The organism is Serratia sp. FDAARGOS_506, assembly GCF_003812745.1.
Classification (GTDB): domain Bacteria; phylum Pseudomonadota; class Gammaproteobacteria; order Enterobacterales; family Enterobacteriaceae; genus Serratia.
The window spans coordinates 2139996-2157251 of sequence record NZ_CP033831.1 but is presented as its reverse complement, the minus strand read 5'-3'; the positions used below and the strand labels follow the sequence as shown (position 1 = coordinate 2157251).

General features: G+C 59.3%; 13 protein-coding genes. 2 read left to right on the top strand and 11 right to left on the bottom strand.

Annotated features, from left to right (window positions below; translation table 11 throughout):
• Window positions 1-151: 151 nt before the first annotated feature.
• From carB to pvcA, 6 genes are all read right to left on the bottom strand, one after another.
• A complete protein-coding gene (gene carB / locus EGY12_RS10410; protein ID WP_123893456.1) occupies window positions 152-3376 on the bottom strand; it encodes a carbamoyl-phosphate synthase large subunit in 3225 nt (1074 codons plus the stop codon).
• 16 nt (window positions 3377-3392) lie between these two features.
• On the bottom strand, window positions 3393-4541 hold the full coding sequence (gene carA, locus EGY12_RS10405; RefSeq protein ID WP_123893454.1) for a glutamine-hydrolyzing carbamoyl-phosphate synthase small subunit: 1149 nt from the start codon (window positions 4539-4541) through the stop codon (window positions 3393-3395).
• A gap of 470 nt (window positions 4542-5011) precedes the next feature.
• Window positions 5012-5833, bottom strand: coding sequence for a 4-hydroxy-tetrahydrodipicolinate reductase (gene dapB / locus EGY12_RS10400; RefSeq protein WP_123893452.1), 822 nt, complete (start codon window positions 5831-5833; stop codon window positions 5012-5014).
• Between the two features lie 263 nt (window positions 5834-6096).
• Window positions 6097-7356, bottom strand: a complete 1260-nt coding sequence (locus EGY12_RS10395) for a glycosyltransferase (protein WP_123895582.1) — start codon at window positions 7354-7356, stop codon at window positions 6097-6099.
• A gap of 24 nt (window positions 7357-7380) precedes the next feature.
• The gene (locus EGY12_RS10390; RefSeq protein WP_123893450.1) at window positions 7381-8244 is read right to left on the bottom strand and encodes a TauD/TfdA family dioxygenase; all 864 of its coding nucleotides are present in this window, start codon (window positions 8242-8244) and stop codon (window positions 7381-7383) included.
• A 95-nt stretch (window positions 8245-8339) separates the two neighbouring features.
• A complete protein-coding gene (pvcA, locus tag EGY12_RS10385; protein ID WP_123893448.1) occupies window positions 8340-9305 on the bottom strand; it encodes an L-tyrosine isonitrile synthase in 966 nt (321 codons plus the stop codon).
• A 192-nt stretch (window positions 9306-9497) separates the two neighbouring features.
• Here pvcA and EGY12_RS10380 point away from each other — a divergent pair, with 192 nt between their 5' ends.
• Window positions 9498-10424, top strand: coding sequence for a LysR family transcriptional regulator (locus EGY12_RS10380; protein WP_123893446.1), 927 nt, complete (start codon window positions 9498-9500; stop codon window positions 10422-10424).
• A gap of 273 nt (window positions 10425-10697) precedes the next feature.
• On the opposite strand, the gene ispH is transcribed toward EGY12_RS10380, so the two are convergent.
• The 5 genes from ispH to ribF all read right to left on the bottom strand — a co-directional run bounded on the left by ispH (window position 10698) and on the right by ribF (window position 16538).
• On the bottom strand, window positions 10698-11651 hold the full coding sequence (gene ispH, locus EGY12_RS10375) for a 4-hydroxy-3-methylbut-2-enyl diphosphate reductase (RefSeq protein ID WP_073529710.1): 954 nt from the start codon (window positions 11649-11651) through the stop codon (window positions 10698-10700).
• Window positions 11632-12102, bottom strand: a complete 471-nt coding sequence (gene fkpB, locus EGY12_RS10370) for an FKBP-type peptidyl-prolyl cis-trans isomerase (RefSeq protein ID WP_123895581.1) — start codon at window positions 12100-12102, stop codon at window positions 11632-11634. Before fkpB ends, ispH begins: the two co-directional genes overlap by 20 nt.
• 1 nt (window position 12103) lies before the next feature.
• The gene (gene lspA, locus EGY12_RS10365; protein WP_123893444.1) at window positions 12104-12613 is read right to left on the bottom strand and encodes a signal peptidase II; all 510 of its coding nucleotides are present in this window, start codon (window positions 12611-12613) and stop codon (window positions 12104-12106) included.
• A 13-nt stretch (window positions 12614-12626) separates the two neighbouring features.
• Window positions 12627-15443: an isoleucine--tRNA ligase gene (gene ileS / locus EGY12_RS10360; RefSeq protein WP_123893442.1), complete on the bottom strand. Its 2817-nt coding sequence runs from the start codon at window positions 15441-15443 to the stop codon at window positions 12627-12629.
• A gap of 156 nt (window positions 15444-15599) precedes the next feature.
• Window positions 15600-16538: a bifunctional riboflavin kinase/FAD synthetase gene (gene ribF, locus EGY12_RS10350; protein ID WP_123893439.1), complete on the bottom strand. Its 939-nt coding sequence runs from the start codon at window positions 16536-16538 to the stop codon at window positions 15600-15602.
• A 390-nt stretch (window positions 16539-16928) separates the two neighbouring features.
• On the opposite strand from ribF, the gene rpsT reads away from it, so the two are divergent.
• Entirely contained in the window at window positions 16929-17192 is a 264-nt protein-coding gene (rpsT, locus tag EGY12_RS10340) for a 30S ribosomal protein S20 (protein WP_004932960.1), read from the top strand.
• Window positions 17193-17256 lie beyond the last annotated feature (64 nt).

Genomic DNA, 17256 nt, shown 5'->3' with positions numbered 1-17256 from the left:
CCTTGCCAATACACCAAGCATATACCAATCACACAGGGTGACAGTTTGCCCACTGATTGATAGCGGAAATTTTTAACGCCAGCCGACAAATTCGCTGAATAAAAAAGGGCGCTGCATCTGCAGCGCCCCCTGGCGTAGCGTTATCGCGCGGTTACTTGCTGATGCGCGCGTGCATTTCCTGCACCGACGTGACCTGTTCGGTCGGATCCGCTTTCAGCGCCATCGCGGTGGCGAAGCCGCCGTTCAGCGTGGTGTCGTAGTGCACCTTGTACTGCAGGGCGCTGCGGCGAATCAGCTTGGAGTCTTCAATCGCCTGACGGCCGGCCGTGGTGTTGACGATGTAGGTGTACTCGCCGTTCTTGATACGGTCCTGAATGTGCGGACGCCCTTCGTGCACCTTGTTGACCAGGCGCGGGTTGATGCCCGCTTCGCCCAGCACCACTGCGGTGCCGTGGGTGGCGTCCAGCTCGAAGCCCTGCTTCAGCAGGCTGGCGGCCAAATCAACCACGCGGGCCTTGTCGCCTTCGCGCACTGACAGCAGCGCGCGGCCCTGCTTCTTCATGCCCGAGTTGCTGCCCAGCATCGCTTTGGAGAAGGCTTCCGCAAAGGTGCGGCCCACGCCCATCACTTCCCCGGTAGAGCGCATTTCAGGCCCCAGAATCGGGTCGACGCCCGGGAATTTGTTGAACGGCAGCACCACTTCTTTCACCGAGTAGTACGGCGGGATGATTTCTTCGGTCACGCCCTGCTCAACCAGCGTTTTGCCCGCCATCACGCGCGCAGCCACTTTGGCCAGCGGCACGCCGGTCGCTTTGGAGACGAATGGTACGGTACGCGCGGCGCGCGGGTTCACTTCAATCAGGTAGACTTCGTTGTCTTTCACCGCGAACTGCACGTTCATAAGGCCGCGTACCTGCAGCTCGAACGCCAATTTTTCCACCTGGCGACGCATCACGTCCTGAATTTCCTGGCTCAGGGTATACGCCGGCAGCGAACATGCGGAGTCGCCGGAGTGCACGCCCGCCTGCTCGATGTGTTCCATGATGCCGCCAATCAGCACGCGCTCGCCGTCGCAGATAGCGTCGACGTCCACTTCCACCGCATCGTCCAGGAAGCGATCCAGCAGCACCGGTGCATCGTTGGACACGCTGACCGCAGTCTGGAAGTAACGGCGCAGGTCGGTTTCGTCATAGACGATTTCCATCGCCCGGCCGCCCAGCACGTAGGAAGGGCGCACCACCAGCGGATAACCGATGGCAGCCGCCTTCTCCACCGCCTGCTCGATGGCGGTAACGGTGGCGTTGGCCGGCTGCTTCAGGCCCAGGCGGTTGACCGCCTGCTGGAAGCGCTCGCGGTCTTCGGCGCGGTCGATAGCGTCCGGGCTGGTGCCGATGACCGGCACGCCTGCGGCTTCCAGCTCGCGCGCCAGCTTCAGCGGGGTCTGGCCGCCGTACTGGACGATAACGCCTTTCGGCTTCTCGATGCGCACGATTTCCAGCACGTCTTCCAGCGTTACTGGTTCAAAGTACAGGCGGTCAGAGGTGTCGTAATCGGTGGAGACGGTTTCCGGGTTGCAGTTGACCATGATGGTCTCGTAGCCGTCTTCGCGCAGCGCCAGCGAGGCGTGTACGCAGCAATAGTCGAACTCGATGCCCTGGCCGATGCGGTTCGGCCCGCCGCCCAGCACCATCACTTTCGGCCGGTCGTTGGTCGGGTTGGACTCGCACTCTTCTTCATAGGTGGAGTACATGTAGGCGGTGTCGGTGGCGAACTCCGCCGCGCAGGTATCCACGCGTTTGTATACCGGGTGCAGGCCGTGGCTGTGGCGCAGCTTGCGAATCTCGCTCTCGGCGACGCCGGCCAGCTTGGCCAGACGCGCATCGGCGAAGCCCTTGCGCTTCAGGGTGCGCAGGAACTCTTTGTTCAGGCCGTTGATGCCCGCTTCGGCCACCTGCTCTTCCAGGCGTACCAGCTCTTCAATCTGCACCAGGAACCAGCGGTCGACGTTGGTCAGGTTGAAGACGCCGTCAACCGACAGACCGGCGCGGAAGGCGTCGGCGATGTACCAGATGCGGTCAGAACCGGCGTCTTTCAGCTCGCGGCGGATTTTGGTCAGCGCTTCCGGATCGTCCAGGCTCACTTTCGGATCGAAACCGGTAGCGCCCACTTCCAGACCGCGCAGCGCTTTTTGCAGCGACTCCTGCTGGGTGCGGCCGATGGCCATCACTTCGCCGACCGACTTCATCTGGGTGGTCAGGCGATCGTTGGCGCCGGCGAACTTCTCGAAGTTGAAGCGCGGGATCTTGGTCACGACGTAGTCGATGGACGGTTCGAACGACGCCGGAGTGCGGCCGCCGGTGATGTCGTTCATCAGCTCATCGAGGGTATAACCCACCGCCAGCTTGGCGGCGATCTTGGCGATGGGGAAGCCGGTAGCTTTCGACGCCAGCGCCGAAGAGCGCGACACGCGCGGGTTCATTTCGATAACGATCAGGCGGCCGGTTTTCGGGTTGACCGAGAACTGCACGTTGGAGCCGCCGGTTTCTACGCCGATCTCACGCAGCACCGCCATCGAGGCGTTGCGCATGATTTGGTATTCCTTATCGGTCAGGGTCTGGGCCGGTGCGACGGTGATAGAGTCGCCGGTGTGGATGCCCATGGCGTCGAAGTTTTCGATGGAGCAGACGATGATGCAGTTGTCGTTCTTATCACGCACCACTTCCATCTCGTACTCTTTCCAACCGATCAGCGATTCGTCGATCAGCAACTCGTTGGTCGGCGACAGATCCAGGCCGCGTTCGCAGATCTCTTCGAACTCTTCGCGGTTGTAAGCGATGCCGCCGCCGGTGCCGCCCATAGTAAAGGAAGGGCGGATGATGCACGGGAAGCCAACGTCAGCGGCAACCGCCAGCGCTTCTTCCATCGTGTGCGCGATGCCGGAACGCGCGGTATCCAGACCGATTTTTTTCATCGCCACGTCGAAACGGCGACGGTCTTCGGCCTTGTCGATCGCGTCGGCGGTCGCGCCGATCATGGTAACGCCGAACTCGGCCAGCACACCCTGACGCTCCAGCTCCAGCGCGCAGTTCAGCGCCGTCTGGCCGCCCATGGTCGGCAGTACCGCATCCGGGCGCTCTTTTTCGATGATCTTGCGCACCACTTCCCAGTGGATCGGCTCGATGTAGGTCGCGTCGGCCATTTCCGGGTCGGTCATGATGGTCGCCGGGTTGGAGTTGACCAGAATGACGCGGTAACCCTCTTCGCGCAGCGCTTTACACGCCTGGGCACCCGAGTAGTCGAACTCACACGCCTGGCCGATAACAATCGGGCCAGCGCCGAGGATCAGGATGCTTTTTATATCAGTACGTTTTGGCATTTTTTACTGCTCCTGATTATTTGGCGTTAGAACGGTAAGTCTCAATCAGTTCGATAAAGTGATCGAACAGCGGCGCGGCATCGTGCGGGCCTGGGCTGGCTTCCGGGTGCCCCTGGAAGCTGAACGCCGCCTTGTCGGTGCGGTGAATGCCCTGCACCGTGTGGTCAAACAGCGATTTGTGCGTCACGCGCAGGTTCGCCGGCAGGTTGTTTTCATCGACGGCGAAGCCGTGGTTTTGCGCGGTGATCATCACAGTGTTGTTGTCCAGATCCTTCACCGGGTGGTTGCCGCCGTGGTGGCCGAGCTTCATCTTCATGGTTTTCGCCCCACTGGCCAGCGCCAGCAGCTGGTGGCCCAGGCAGATGCCAAACACCGGAATGTCGGTTTCCAGGAACTGTTTGATGGCAGCGATGGCGTAGTCGCACGGCTCCGGGTCACCCGGGCCGTTGGACAGGAAGATGCCGTCCGGATTCATTTTCAGCACGTCGGCGGCCGGGGTCTGCGCCGGCACCACGGTCAGGCGGCAGCCGCGATCCACCAGCATGCGCAGGATGTTGCGCTTCGCGCCGTAGTCGTAAGCCACTACGTGGAACGGCAGTTCCGCAGCGGTTTTGGCTTCAGGCAGGTCGCCTTCAAGCGTCCAGCTGCCTTGCTGCCAGCTGTAGGCCTCTTGAGTGGTGACCTCTTTCGCCAGATCCATGCCCTTCAACCCCGGGAAACCTTGCGCCTTGGCCAGGGCCAGCGCAGCGTCCGGCGAATCGGCGGCGATGATGCAGCCGTTCTGGGCGCCCTTCTCGCGCAGCAAGCGGGTTAATTTACGGGTATCGATATCGGCGATCGCCACGATGTTGTGACGCTTGAGGTAGTCGGACAGGCTTTCTTCGTTGCGATAGTTGCTGGCGATCAGCGGGAGGTCACGAATGACGAGGCCTTGGGCGTGTACTGCAGAGGATTCTTCGTCGGAAGCATTGGTGCCGACATTGCCGATATGAGGATAAGTAAGAGTAACGATCTGGCGGGAATAGGAAGGATCAGTGAGGATTTCTTGATAACCGGTCATCGACGTATTGAAGACCACTTCCCCCACTGCCGTACCCTCTGCCCCGATGGCCCGACCGTGGAATTGGGTTCCGTCTTCCAGAACCAATAGCGCTGACTTTATCAAAACACCCTCCGAGGAATAATCAATCACAATATTTGCATATTAATTCAGATATCGCGATCTAAATCAATGCAAAAACCGTCCGCGAGGCCAATTTTTGGCAAATTGGGCGCATTTTAATGATGAGTGCCTAACTTGTCTACCCAAACTGCCATTTTTTGTTTTATTTTTGCAGTTCTCAGCGTTCATGCGGCTTGAGCGGCGATAAAAACACATAAAACCGGGGCTGGAAAACGGTTGCGAGGCTGAATGACGGAAAATGGCGCCAGAATGGGCTCAAAAAGACGCTGAAATGGGATTCAGCGGATAAAAACGGGATGATTAGCAAGTTAAACACCATAAAACAACGATCAAATAAACAAAATTACGCCTACACTTCATTTTTCATGTTAAAAAAAAGGACAATAAAATTATTGCCCGATTATCATAGTATTATGATCAACACAACCACATCACAATGGTATGCAAATAAATTATAATTGGTCCAAATTCAACACGTCGCGCATATCAAACAGGCCTTTATCCCGGTTATGCAACCAGGCAGCCGCGCGCACCGCGCCGCTGGCAAAAGTCATGCGGCTGGAGGCCTTATGGGTGATCTCCACCCGTTCACCGATGTCGGCGAAAAGCGCGGTATGCTCGCCGACGATGTCGCCGGCACGAATGGTGGCAAAGCCGATGCTTTTCGGATCGCGTTCGCCGGTGTGGCCTTCGCGCGCATAAACCGCGCAGCTTTTCAGATCGCGCCCCAGCGCGCCGGCGATCGCTTCGCCCATCGCCAGCGCCGTGCCCGACGGGGCATCCACTTTGTGGCGGTGGTGCGCCTCAACGATTTCGATATCGGTATAGTCGCCCATCACCTGAGCGGCCTTCTCCAGCAATTTCAGCACCAGATTGACGCCGACGCTGAAGTTGGCGGCGAACACGATGCCGATATGCTGCGCCGCATCGCGGATCGCCTGTTTGCCGGCGTCATCGAAGCCGGTAGTGCCGATCACCATCGCCTTGTGGTGCGCCACGCAAAAATCCAGGTAGCCCCGGGTGCTTTCCGGGCGGGTGAAGTCGATCAAAATATCGAACTCGTTCGCCACCTTATCCAGACTGTCGCTTACTTTGACACCCAGCGCGCCGATACCCGCCAGCTCGCCGGCGTCGACGCCGACCAGGCTGGAGCCCGGGCGCGACAGCGCCGCCCCCAACACTACGCCTTCCGCCTGCTGCACCGCCTGGATCAATTGACGGCCCATCCGGCCGCCGGCGCCCGCAATCGCAATGCGGATTTGTGAATCACTCATGCTTGCTCTCTTCTTGATTTGACGCCTATCCCATTAGGCTATCGATTCAGGGTAACCGCCCCGCTTCAGCGTCGCCAGAGGATTCATTTCATAATTAGAAAATTATGATATTCCCCCATTTTCATCAGCGGCGCTGTCGCGAGATTAACATTCAACCAATTTGGCGGCCTGCAACGATTGTACATAATCATGCAGTTTCCATGGCAAAAAAATGCAGAAAAAAGGCGCCAAAAATGGCGCCAGGGGAAGGGAATACAGCGAAGTCAGGCGGTAATGGCGGCCACTTCGTTGGCGATCGCCGTCAGCGCATCGTGGCGGGCATAGTCCTCACGCACCAGCGCCGCGCGTTGCCGATAGATCGGCTGTTGCAGAATGCGCGTTGCCGCCGCCAGGATCTGTTCGGCGGTCGGCGTACTGGTGTGCAGGCTGATGCCGCAGCCGGCGGCCACCACGCGCGCGGCCGCCTCCAGTTTGTCTTCGCCGGTGCCGGCGACGATCAGCGGCACGCCGCTGTCCAGCGCATAGTTGATCGAGCCGTAACCGCCGTTGGTGATCAGCAGCGCCGCCTGCGGCAGCCAGCGCTCGAAGGAGATAAACTTCCGCACTCGGGCGTTGCCCGGCAGCGCCTCCATCAGCCCTTCGGTCGCGCGCCCACCGGTCGTGGCCAGCACCCGCACCGGCAAATGCGCCAGCGCCTGCAGCGTCGGCACGATCAGTTGGTGCAGATCGACATTGGCCAGCGTGCCCTGAGACACGATCACCAACGGCCGACGGTCGTCCGCCTCCCACAGTGCCTCTTCCGCTGCCGGCTGACCGCCGCTGCGCAAAGGGCCGACGAAGCGCACGCCGCTCGGCAGGTCGTCGCGCTCATATTCCAGCGCCGTGGTCGCCAACTGCAGGAAACGCTCGCAGCCGCCGATCAGCGCATCGGTGAACGGGCGATCCAGCGCCCGCCCGCCCGCCTGCGCCAGCGCCGCATCGAAGCTCTGCTGCACTTCATCGAGCAGCACGCGCGTTTCTTCATCCACCAACTGTTCGCGGGTCAGCGCCCGCGGCAGCAGCGCCGGCGGGATACGCGGGCCATAAAAAATGGCATCGCGCGAAGAATACGACAGTGGCGTAACGCCGATGCCGAAGACCGGCGGCCGTTCGGCGGACTGCAGCAGCGGCAGCACGCCGTAGAAGCAGTTCTCCACCATCAGCAGATCGGTCTTTTCGGCGGCAATGGCCGCACGCAGCTGCCGATCCAGCAGCGGGATCGGTGCGGCGAAGAAATCCTTCAGCGCCAGCGCCATCTGCGCATTGCCCGGCGGCAGCGCGGCGCGCGCCGGAAAGTGCTCTTCCAGGTGGCGATAATCGAAATCCACCTGTGGGTCGAACGGCACGAAGTTCGCTCCCACCGCCTCGGCGCGTTCGCGAAACAGCGCGCCGGTCATCACCCGCACCTGATGCCCTTGGGCAATCAGGTGGCGAGCGATGGCTAACATCGGGTAGACGTGCCCTGGAGTGGCGACCGCCGCCATCAGTATCCTTGCCATAATGCTCCTTTACGCTTCTGCGTTGACCGGCTTCAGCGCCAGATTGGCGCACACCGGGTTGCTCTGAATATGCACGCGCTGCAAATGACGCGCGGAACGGGCGGTAAAGCCCTCTCGGCCGTGCAGCAGCGAGAAGTTGTCCGCCACCACCACGTCCCCCTGTTGCCATTGGTGGGCATAATAGTGACGCGGATCGTACAGATGCTGCTGCAAAGTGTGATGGAACTGTTCCTGCTGTTGTTCCGGCACGCCGTGATATTCCAGCGCATGCTGGTTGAGGAATTTTTTTCCCTCCGTCGGCGGTTCATTGTAGCGCATGATCAATCCCCTGCCGTTCGGGTGCTGCACCACCAGCGGCGAACAAACTTCGCCGCCGTAATGCACCACCTGCTTGATGCGGTAGGTGATCGAGACCGACAGCCACTGCTCCAGCAGCGCTTCGTCCGCGTTGGCCAACAGCCGGGTGGTGTCAACGAAGGTGGTGCATCCGCCTTCGTTCTGAGAGGGTGCCGCCACGCAGTGGAACAGCTGGAACTCGGGAATGGTCGGCTTATACATGCCGTCCCAGTGCAGCGGGACGTAGCTGCTGTCGAAGATATGATCCTTGGCGTCCGGATGTTCCTTCACGTCCAGCACCGCACCGAACGGCCACATCATGATCTCGCCCCATTGTTCGGCATAGCGAGTCAGGACTTCCGCCTCGCTGAAACCGGAGTCGAATCCGCGCAGCACCAGCAAATGGTGCTCCTGCGCCAACGATCGCAGCGCCACTATCGGCAGCTCGTCGAGCTTTTGCCCCGGATGCTGCGGCGTCAGGATCGCGCCAAATGGGGTATTCAGTTGAATATGGCAATTAAGCGGTTGGTTGTTCATCGGTGATTCTCCTTGCATCGGATGTGCTGCTCACACGGCAACGTGCCGTCAAAAACGCGCCCGTCAGGATTTCGGGCGCAAAAGCCTGCGTAACCTCAGGCCATCTGCGGCTGTTCGATCAGGTAGTGGCTCGGCGTGCCGCGGATCTCCACCAGTTCACCGTCCAGGCTCTGCGCGTCTTTGCGCTTCATCAGCACGAACTGGCCATTCACGTTGGCCGCCACGCCGTGCCACGGCGTCAGCCAGTCGTCTTTGGTCGGCATCATATGAATGCCCATTTTCAGGCTGTCGACCGGTTGCGGGTGAATCGACAGGCGGATCGCCGCCGGGAAATGCTGGGCCAGCAGATTCCCCCAGGCCCAGCTGCGTTGGATCACCCCGCAGGCGCGCTGCTTGGCGTCTTTCTGCAGTGCGGCGTTGGAACCGCTGTACCCCGGCAGTTGGCTGTCTTCATACAGGAAGCGCGTGATGGCGCGGTACAGCAAGAGACCCTGTTCGTCCTGCATCAGCTGCTGCTTGATCGCCTCTTCCGATTCGGCGTAACCGTCCACCAACAGCCGGCGCAGCAGATCGTAATCATCGGTATGCTCCGCCAGACCTTTGACGTCGCCGAGGTTGAACACGCTCAGGTGTGTCGCCCCCACTTCATGCAGCAGGCTTTCAATCTCGCGCTGATAGTGGCTGATCGCTTCGTCGCTGACGCGGATCAGATCGCCGAACACGTGGCCGTCGGAACAGATAACGATATGCGCGCCCGGCGGGTAATAGAGTTGAATGCGCTGGCACAGCGAGTTGAGGAAGATCAGCGACAGCCGCTCCGCCATGTCCGGGACCGCGCCGATCACCTTGTTGGTGTTGGGCGACTTGGTCGGGAAGGCCGGCAGCACGAATTCGATGCGCTGCTCGTTTTCAATGAATGCCCGAATGCGCGGCAATTGCACTTGAGTGACCCGCTGCTCTTCTTCGGCAATCGAAGTGTCATCGCCGGGGAAACGGCGGCGGTATTGCAATAATTCACGTAAGACTTTTAACGCTATTTCATCTTTCTGAACGCTGTCCACAATGAGCTCCTGTTGCGATGTGGCGCGGGTGTATTATTGATAAGCGCAATAAGATTTATCAAAAAAAAGAAAAAACCTCTGCGAGATAATAATCAACCCGGCGTTTATATGCTTCAGGCAATATAGGAGAGATGGTGCTATATTATTAGCCCGTATAATTCGCAATCTTGGTTAAGTTGTGCTTAACAAACTATGAGCAATATTTTAAAACGTATGGCCATTTTCTCAAAAGTGGTCGATTGCGGCGCATTCAGCATGGCGGCAAAAGAATTGGGCATGACAACCTCCGCCGTCAGCCAACATATTCGCCAGCTGGAAGAGCATCTGGGCATTCAATTACTACTGCGATCGACGCGCTCATTGAGTCTGACCGAAGCCGGGTTGTGCTTTTATGAAGATTGCCTGTTGATGATCCACGCTGCCGAACGCGGCCAGCAGCGGATCGCCGCGCTGCGTGGGGAGTTGGTCGGCGAACTGCGCGTCGCCACCTCCACCGAATTCGCCACTCACTACCTGGTGCCGGCGCTGCAAAGCTTCCTCGACGAGCACCCGCGGCTCACGCTGCGGCTGGAGATCCACGATGAGAAGATAGACCTGATCGCACAACGCATTGATCTGGCGATTCGCGGCGGCGTGCTGGCCGACTCCAGCTACGTTTCCACACGGCTGGCGCGCTGCCGCGAAGTGTTGTGCGCCTCACCGGCCTATCTGGCGCATCACGGCGTGCCGGATTCGCCACAGGCGTTGATGCATCACCACTGGGTTACCTTCACACCGCTCGGCAACCCGCAGTTTGTCCGGCTGATCCATCGCGACGGCGGTGAGCACCGTCTGCGCATGACCGGGCGTTTGTTCACCAACAGCGGCATGGCGATGAAGGAGTTGGCGCTGACCGGCAAGGGTATCATTCGCAATTTCTTCGCCAACGTTGAACGAGAGTTGCGCAGCGGCGAGTTGATTGAAATATTGCCCGACTGGCGATTACCGGAAATAAATTGCTATGCCATTATGCCGCGCCGGGAGATCCAGCCATTAAAAGTCAGACGATTGCTTGAGCACATGAAACTCTATTTAAAGGAAAAAGGATTAAACGCCTTAGAACATATTCGGCAGAAATAAAATAAGAAACATCTGCAACGTCCATTATTGTAATTATTGTAACCACCTTGCCAACGCCAGATCTTATTTAGATTGCAGGCTAATGATATATTGATTAATGACTTTCTGTCAGCCTATATAAGTCATTACACCGACGCTATTTCAAATACTCAGAATAAATTTGACTTTAGTTAGCAGAAAATTTGAATATGCTCAGAGTTCTATTTTTAATGCCGTATGCATGCCAAAAAAAACGGGAAGCCTAAGCTCCCCGCTGTCATCCACCGGCGTATGTCAGTCGATCTGACGAACGTCCACGCGCAGCTCTTTCGGCACTTCGAACACGATGTTCTCTTCACGCCCGCTGATTTCATGCACGTCCACGCCGCCCAACGCTTTCAGGCGAGAGATCACCTCCTGCACCAGCACGTCCGGCGCTGAGGCACCGGCAGTGACGCCGATGTTGCGCGCTTCGCTCAGCCAACTTTCCTGAATATCCGCCGCCGAATCGATAAGATAAGCCGGTTTACCGACGCGCTGCGCCAGTTCCGCCAGACGGTTGGAGTTGGAGGAGTTCTTCGATCCCACCACCAGCACCACGTCCGCATCGCCGGCCAAATTACGCACCGCTTCCTGGCGGTTAGTGGTGGCGTAGCAAATATCGTCCTTACGCGGGCCGATAATGCTCGGGAAACGCTGACGCAGGGCATCGATCACGTCCGAAGTATCATCAACCGACAGCGTGGTCTGCGTCATGAAGCACAGGTTGTTTTCGTTCTTCACCTGCAGCTTCCACACGTCTTCCGGCGACTCGACCAGGTACATGCCGCCCTGCGGGTTGCTGTACTGGCCCATGGTGCCTTCCACCTCCGGGTGCCCGGCGTGGCCGATCAGAATAGCTTCGGTACCGCGGCGGCTCGCGCGCGCCACTTCCATATGCACCTTGGTCACCAGCGGGCAAGTGGCGTCGAACAGCATGGTCAGATCGCGCGCCTTGGCTTCGGCACGCACCGCCTGAGAAACGCCGTGCGCCGAGAAGATCAGGATAGAACCGTCCGGCACTTCCGCGATCTCTTCGATAAACACCGCACCGCGCTCACGCAGGCTGTCGACCACGTAGCGATTGTGTACCACTTCATGCCGCACGTAGATCGGCGCGCCATACAGCTCCAGCGCGCGTTCCACGATGCTGATCGCACGATCAACGCCGGCGCAGAAGCCGCGCGGATTAGCCAGCAATATTTGCATGCGTCTCCTCCTGCTGCGGATCGATCTCCAGCACTTCGATATCGAAAGTCACCGGATGGCCCGCCAGCGGATGGTTGAAATCGACGGTGATCGAATCTTCCGCCACCGCGCGCACCACGCCCGGCATTTCACTGCCGTCGATAGCGGTAAACAGCATGATGGTGCCCACGTCCGGCACGCCGGTTTCCGCGAAGTCGCGGCGCGAGAAGAACTGGACCAGATCCGGGTTCTCCGCACCGAACGCCGCTTCCGGCTGCAGGGTAAAGGCGCGTTTGTCGCCCGCGCGCAGGCCGAGCAGCTGCGCTTCCAGCGGCGCCGACAGGCTGCCGTCACCCAGGCGGAACAGCGCCGGTTTGCCGCTGCTGCGGGTGGATTCGGCGGTCGAACCGTCTTCCAGTTTCAGCGTAAAGTGAACCAGCACCGCGCTGTCACTGATAACCTGAGCCGTCATATTACTCACCTTTACTCTTTGCGCCTTTGTTCGCCGGCGACAGGAAACCTTCCAGCACGATCATCGCCGCGCCCACGCAGATAAAGCTGTCCGCCAGATTGAAGGTCGGGTAATGCCAGTCACCGACGTAGAAGTCGATGAAATCGACCACGAAACCGTGCCACAAGCGATCGAACAGATTGCCCAGCGCCCCGCCGATAATGAAGGCGTAGGCGATGTTGTTCAGCTTCTGCTGCGCGGTGCTGCGGTACATCATCACCAGCAACACCGCAACGATGGCGATGGCGATGCCGGCGAAGAACCAGCGCTGCCAGCCGCCATGGTCGGCCAGGAAGCTGAACGCTGCGCCGTAGTTGCGCGCGTAAAACAGGTTGAACGACGGGATCAACGGCTGGGACTGGCCCAGCGTAAAGTTAGCGAGGATCCACTGCTTGCTACCGAAATCCAGCGCCAGCACCGCCACCACAACCCACAGCCAACGCAGGCCGGTCGAACACATTGATTTACTCATCAGGCGCGAGTTCTCAGGCAAAGTTACGCTTCTCGCCGTCACCGGCGACGTTGCTCACACAGCGGCCGCAGATGTCTGCGTGTTCCGCCACCAGGCCGATATCGGTGGTGTAATGCCAGCAGCGCGGACACTTCTCACCCGGCGCCGTGCTGAAGGCGATCTTCAGCCCTTTCAGCAGCTCGGAAGCCTGCGCGTCGGCCGGCGCATCCGCCAATGGCGCAACGCTTGCCGCCGAGGTCAGCAGCACGAAGCGCAGCTCATCCTGCAGGCTGTTCAGGCGCGCCGCCAGCTCGCTGTCGGCATACAGCGTGACCGCCGCTTCCAGCGAACCGCCGAGGCGTTTGTCGGCACGCGCCTGCTCCAGAACCTTGTTCACTTCGCCGCGCACTTTCAGCAGCTCGGCCCAGAAAGCGTCGTTCATCGGCTCGCCTTCCGCCAGCCCGAACAGGCCGTCGTACCACTCTTCGGTGAACACGTACTGCGCGCGCTTGCCCGGCATGAAGCCCCAGATCTCGTCCGCAGTGAACGACATGATCGGCGCCATCCAGCGCACCAGCGCTTCCACGATGTGATACAGCGCGGTCTGGCAGCTGCGGCGGGCGACGCTGTCGCTCTTCGCGGTGTACTGACGATCCTTGATGATATCCAGGTAGAAGGAGCCCATCTCGACCGAGCAGAACTGCATCAGACGCTGCACCACTTCATGGAAATCGTAGTTGGCGTAAGCCTGCTCGATATCCTGCTGCGCCGCCAGCGCGCGACCGACCGCCCAGCGATCCAGCACCACCATATCTTCCGGTGCCACGCAGTCGGTGCTCGGCTCGAACCCGTTCAAGTTGGCCAGCAGGAAGCGCGCGGTATTGCGGATGCGGCGATAAGAATCGGCGGAACGCTTGAGGATCTCGTCAGAGACCGCGATTTCGCCGGTGTAATCGGTCGATGCCACCCACAGACGCAGAATGTCGCCGCCCAGCTTGTTCATCACGTCCTGCGGGCTGACGGTGTTGCCGATCGACTTGGACATCTTGCGGCCCTGGCCGTCGACGGTGAAGCCGTGGGTCAGCACTTCTTTATAAGGCGCCTTGCCTTTCATCGCGGTGGAAATCATCAGCGATGACATGAACCAGCCGCGGTGTTGGTCGGAGCCTTCCAGATACATGTCGGCGCCGTGGCCGTTGAACTCAGGGCGCACGTCAACCACCGAGGCGTGGGTGGAACCGGAGTCGAACCACACGTCCAGCGTATCCGGCACTTTCACGTAGTCGGCGGCTTCCGCGCCGAGGATGTCGGCCGCGTCCAGATCCCACCAGGCCTGAATGCCGTCTTGCTCGACGCGCTTGGCCACTTCTTCCATCAGCTCAACGCTACGCGGGTGCAGCTGTTCGGTCTCTTTGTGCACGAACAGCGACATCGGCACGCCCCAGGTGCGCTGACGCGAGATGCACCAGTCCGGGCGGTTGGCCACCATCATTTCGATGCGCGCCTGGCCCCAATCCGGGATCCACTGCACGCCTTTGATCTCTTCCAGCGACTGCTGACGCAGGCCTTTCTGATCCATGCTGATGAACCATTGCGGCGTGGCGCGGAAGATGATCGGCGTCTTGTGGCGCCAGCAGCACGGGTAGCTGTGCAGGAACTTCTCGACGTGCAGCAGCGCGCCTTTCTCGCGCAGCAGGTCGACGATCAGATCGTTGGCCTTGAAAACGAATTTGCCGTCCAGCAGCGGGTGCGTGCCGGTCAGGTAGCAGCCGTTCGGCCCCACCGGGTTGGCGATCTCCAGACCGTATTTTTGGCTGATGACGAAGTCATCCGGGCCGTGGCCGCCTGCGGTGTGCACCGCACCGGTACCGGCGTCCAGCGTCACGTGCTCGCCGAGGATCGCCGGCACGTCGAAGTCCATGAACGGGTGTTTGAAGCGCAGCAGCTCCAGATCGGCACCTTTGCAGCTGCCCAGCACCGTCCATTCGGTGATGCCTGCGCGTTTCATCACGCTTTCCACCAACTCGGCCGCCAGGATCAGGCACTGGCCGTCAACCTGCACCAGTTGATAGGTGAAGTCCGGGTGCAGCGAGATCGCGCGGTTGGCCGGCAGGGTCCACGGGGTAGTGGTCCAGATAACCAGAGAGATGGTGCCGCTGAAGTGGCTCACGCCGAACTTGGCCGCCACGGCGGCCGCGTCGGCCGCATGGAAGCTCACGTCGATCGACGGCGAAGTCTTGTCGTAGTACTCCACTTCCGCTTCCGCCAGCGACGATCCGCAATCGGTGCACCAGTGAACCGGCTTGGCGCCTTTCAGCAGGTGGCCGTTGCTGATGATCTTGCCCAGCGCGCGGATGATGTTGGCTTCGGTTTTGAAGTCCATGGTCAGGTACGGGCGATCCCAGTCGCCCAGCACCCCCAGGCGGATGAAGTCCTTCTTCTGGCCTTCAACCTGCTCGGCCGCGTACTCGCGGCACTTCTGACGGAATTCGGCCGCCGTCAGCTTCTCGCCCGGTTTGCCGTACAGCTGTTCAACCTTCAGTTCGATCGGCAGGCCGTGGCAGTCCCAACCCGGCACATAAGGCGAGTCGAAGCCGGCCATCCCTTTCGACTTGATGATAATGTCTTTGAGAATCTTGTTAACCGAGTGACCAATGTGAATGCTGCCGTTCGCATACGGAGGGCCGTCATGCAAAATGAAGGTTTTTTTGCCCTTTTTGGCAGTACGAATAATCCCGTACAGATCCTGTTCATACCAACGTTGCAGCATGCCAGGTTCGCGCTTGGCGAGATCGCCGCGCATCGGGAACCCTGTTTCCGGCAAGTTCAGGGTATTCTTGTAGTCACTCATGAGATTCTCGTTTCCGTTTTCGGCTATTTACCCGTCACACTTCAAGCTGCATCTTTGTCGGCCGCCCTTTCTCACCCGAATCACTTGCCTGTGCAAGTTCATCGGGATTCACGCGGTTACCGCCGCGATGCAACTCGAATTGTTTAGGGTAAACGATTAAACCAGTGTTTTTAACCCGAAGAACTTCCGGGCCGTCACCACATCATTGGCGATTTGCTGCTTCAGGGCATCGAGCGAAGCAAACCGTTGTTCATTGCGCAATTTTGCGCGGAGCACCACCTCAATATGGCGCCCGTAAAGATCCATTGTGACATCCAGCAGATGCACTTCCAGCTGCTGGCGCACGCCGGCGACGGTAGGGCGCGTACCGATATTGGCCACGCCCGGCAGCGGCTGCGGCCCCAGACCGTACACCTCCACCGCATACACCCCCTTCACCGGCGCCACCAGGCGCTTGAGCGGCAGGTTGGCAGTCGGGAAGCCAATGGTGCGGCCCAGCTCGTCGCCGTGCACCACGCGCCCGGAAATGCTGTACGGGTGGCCCAGCAGGGTCTCCGCCAGCGGCAGATCGTCCTCGCTCAGCGCGGTGCGGATCGCGGTGCTGCTAATACGCCGATCGCCTTCGCGGAAGGTCGGGGTGCTGACCACCTCGAAGCCGTACTCTTTTCCGGCCTGCTGCAATAGCGGAAAATCGCCCTGACGCCCGGCGCCAAAGCGAAAATCATCCCCCACCATCAGGAATTTGACGCCCAGTTTTTCCACCAGCAGCTCGGCAACGAACGCCTGCGCGGTGTTGGCGGCAAAACGCGGATCGAACTTGACGCACAGCAGGTAATCGACACCCGCCTGCGCCAGGTAGTTGGCCTTGTCGCGCAGGCGCGTCAAACGGGCCGGCGCCTTGTCTGCGGCGAACATCTCCAGCGGCTGCGGCTCAAAGATCATGACCATCACCGGCAGCCCGAGGCGTTGCCCTTGTTGCTTCAACTGCTCCAGCAACGCCTGATGACCGCGGTGTACGCCGTCAAAGTTGCCGATGGTGAGCACGCAACCATGGTGGCGCGCCCGGATATTGTGAATGCCGCGAATTAGCTCCATAGCTGGCTCAAAACAGTGGAAATCGGCGGATTATACCTTGTACAGCCGGTAAGGTTAACCCGCGATTGGTGCCTTTATGTAATAGACATACCATACCGGAGATAATCTGCGCGTGAAACGGCTTCGCCGCAGTTTATCCGGCGCCGCCGGGCCGATTCTCGACCGCGGCCAACGGCTTGCGTCCGCCGCGGCAAAACATTGGCGAATTTTCTCGCGAAACACTGTATTCCCAAGAGCGAAGCTGGTAAAATCCTGCGCCATCACAACGTAGCGAGTGCCGCCTGTACAAACGGCGCTTATTTGCACAAATCCATTGACAAACGAAGGCTAAAAGGGCATATTCCTCGGCCTTTGAATTGTCCTCAATAGAATATATTTGGGAGTTGGACCTTGGCTAATATCAAATCAGCTAAGAAACGCGCCGTACAGTCTGAGAAACGCCGCAAGCATAACGCAAGCCGTCGCTCAATGGTGCGTACCTTCATCAAGAAGGTAGACGCAGCTATCGCAGCTGGCGACAAAGAAGCAGCACAAAATGCATTCCTGGTAATGCAGCCACTGGTGGACCGTCAGGCAGCTAAAGGCCTGATCCACAAAAACAAAGCAGCGCGTCATAAGTCAAACCTGACTGCACGCATCAACGCAATGCAATAAGCATTTCGTTATCTGCTTGATAAAAAAACCGGCTTAGGCCGGTTTTTTTACGCCCTGCGTTCAG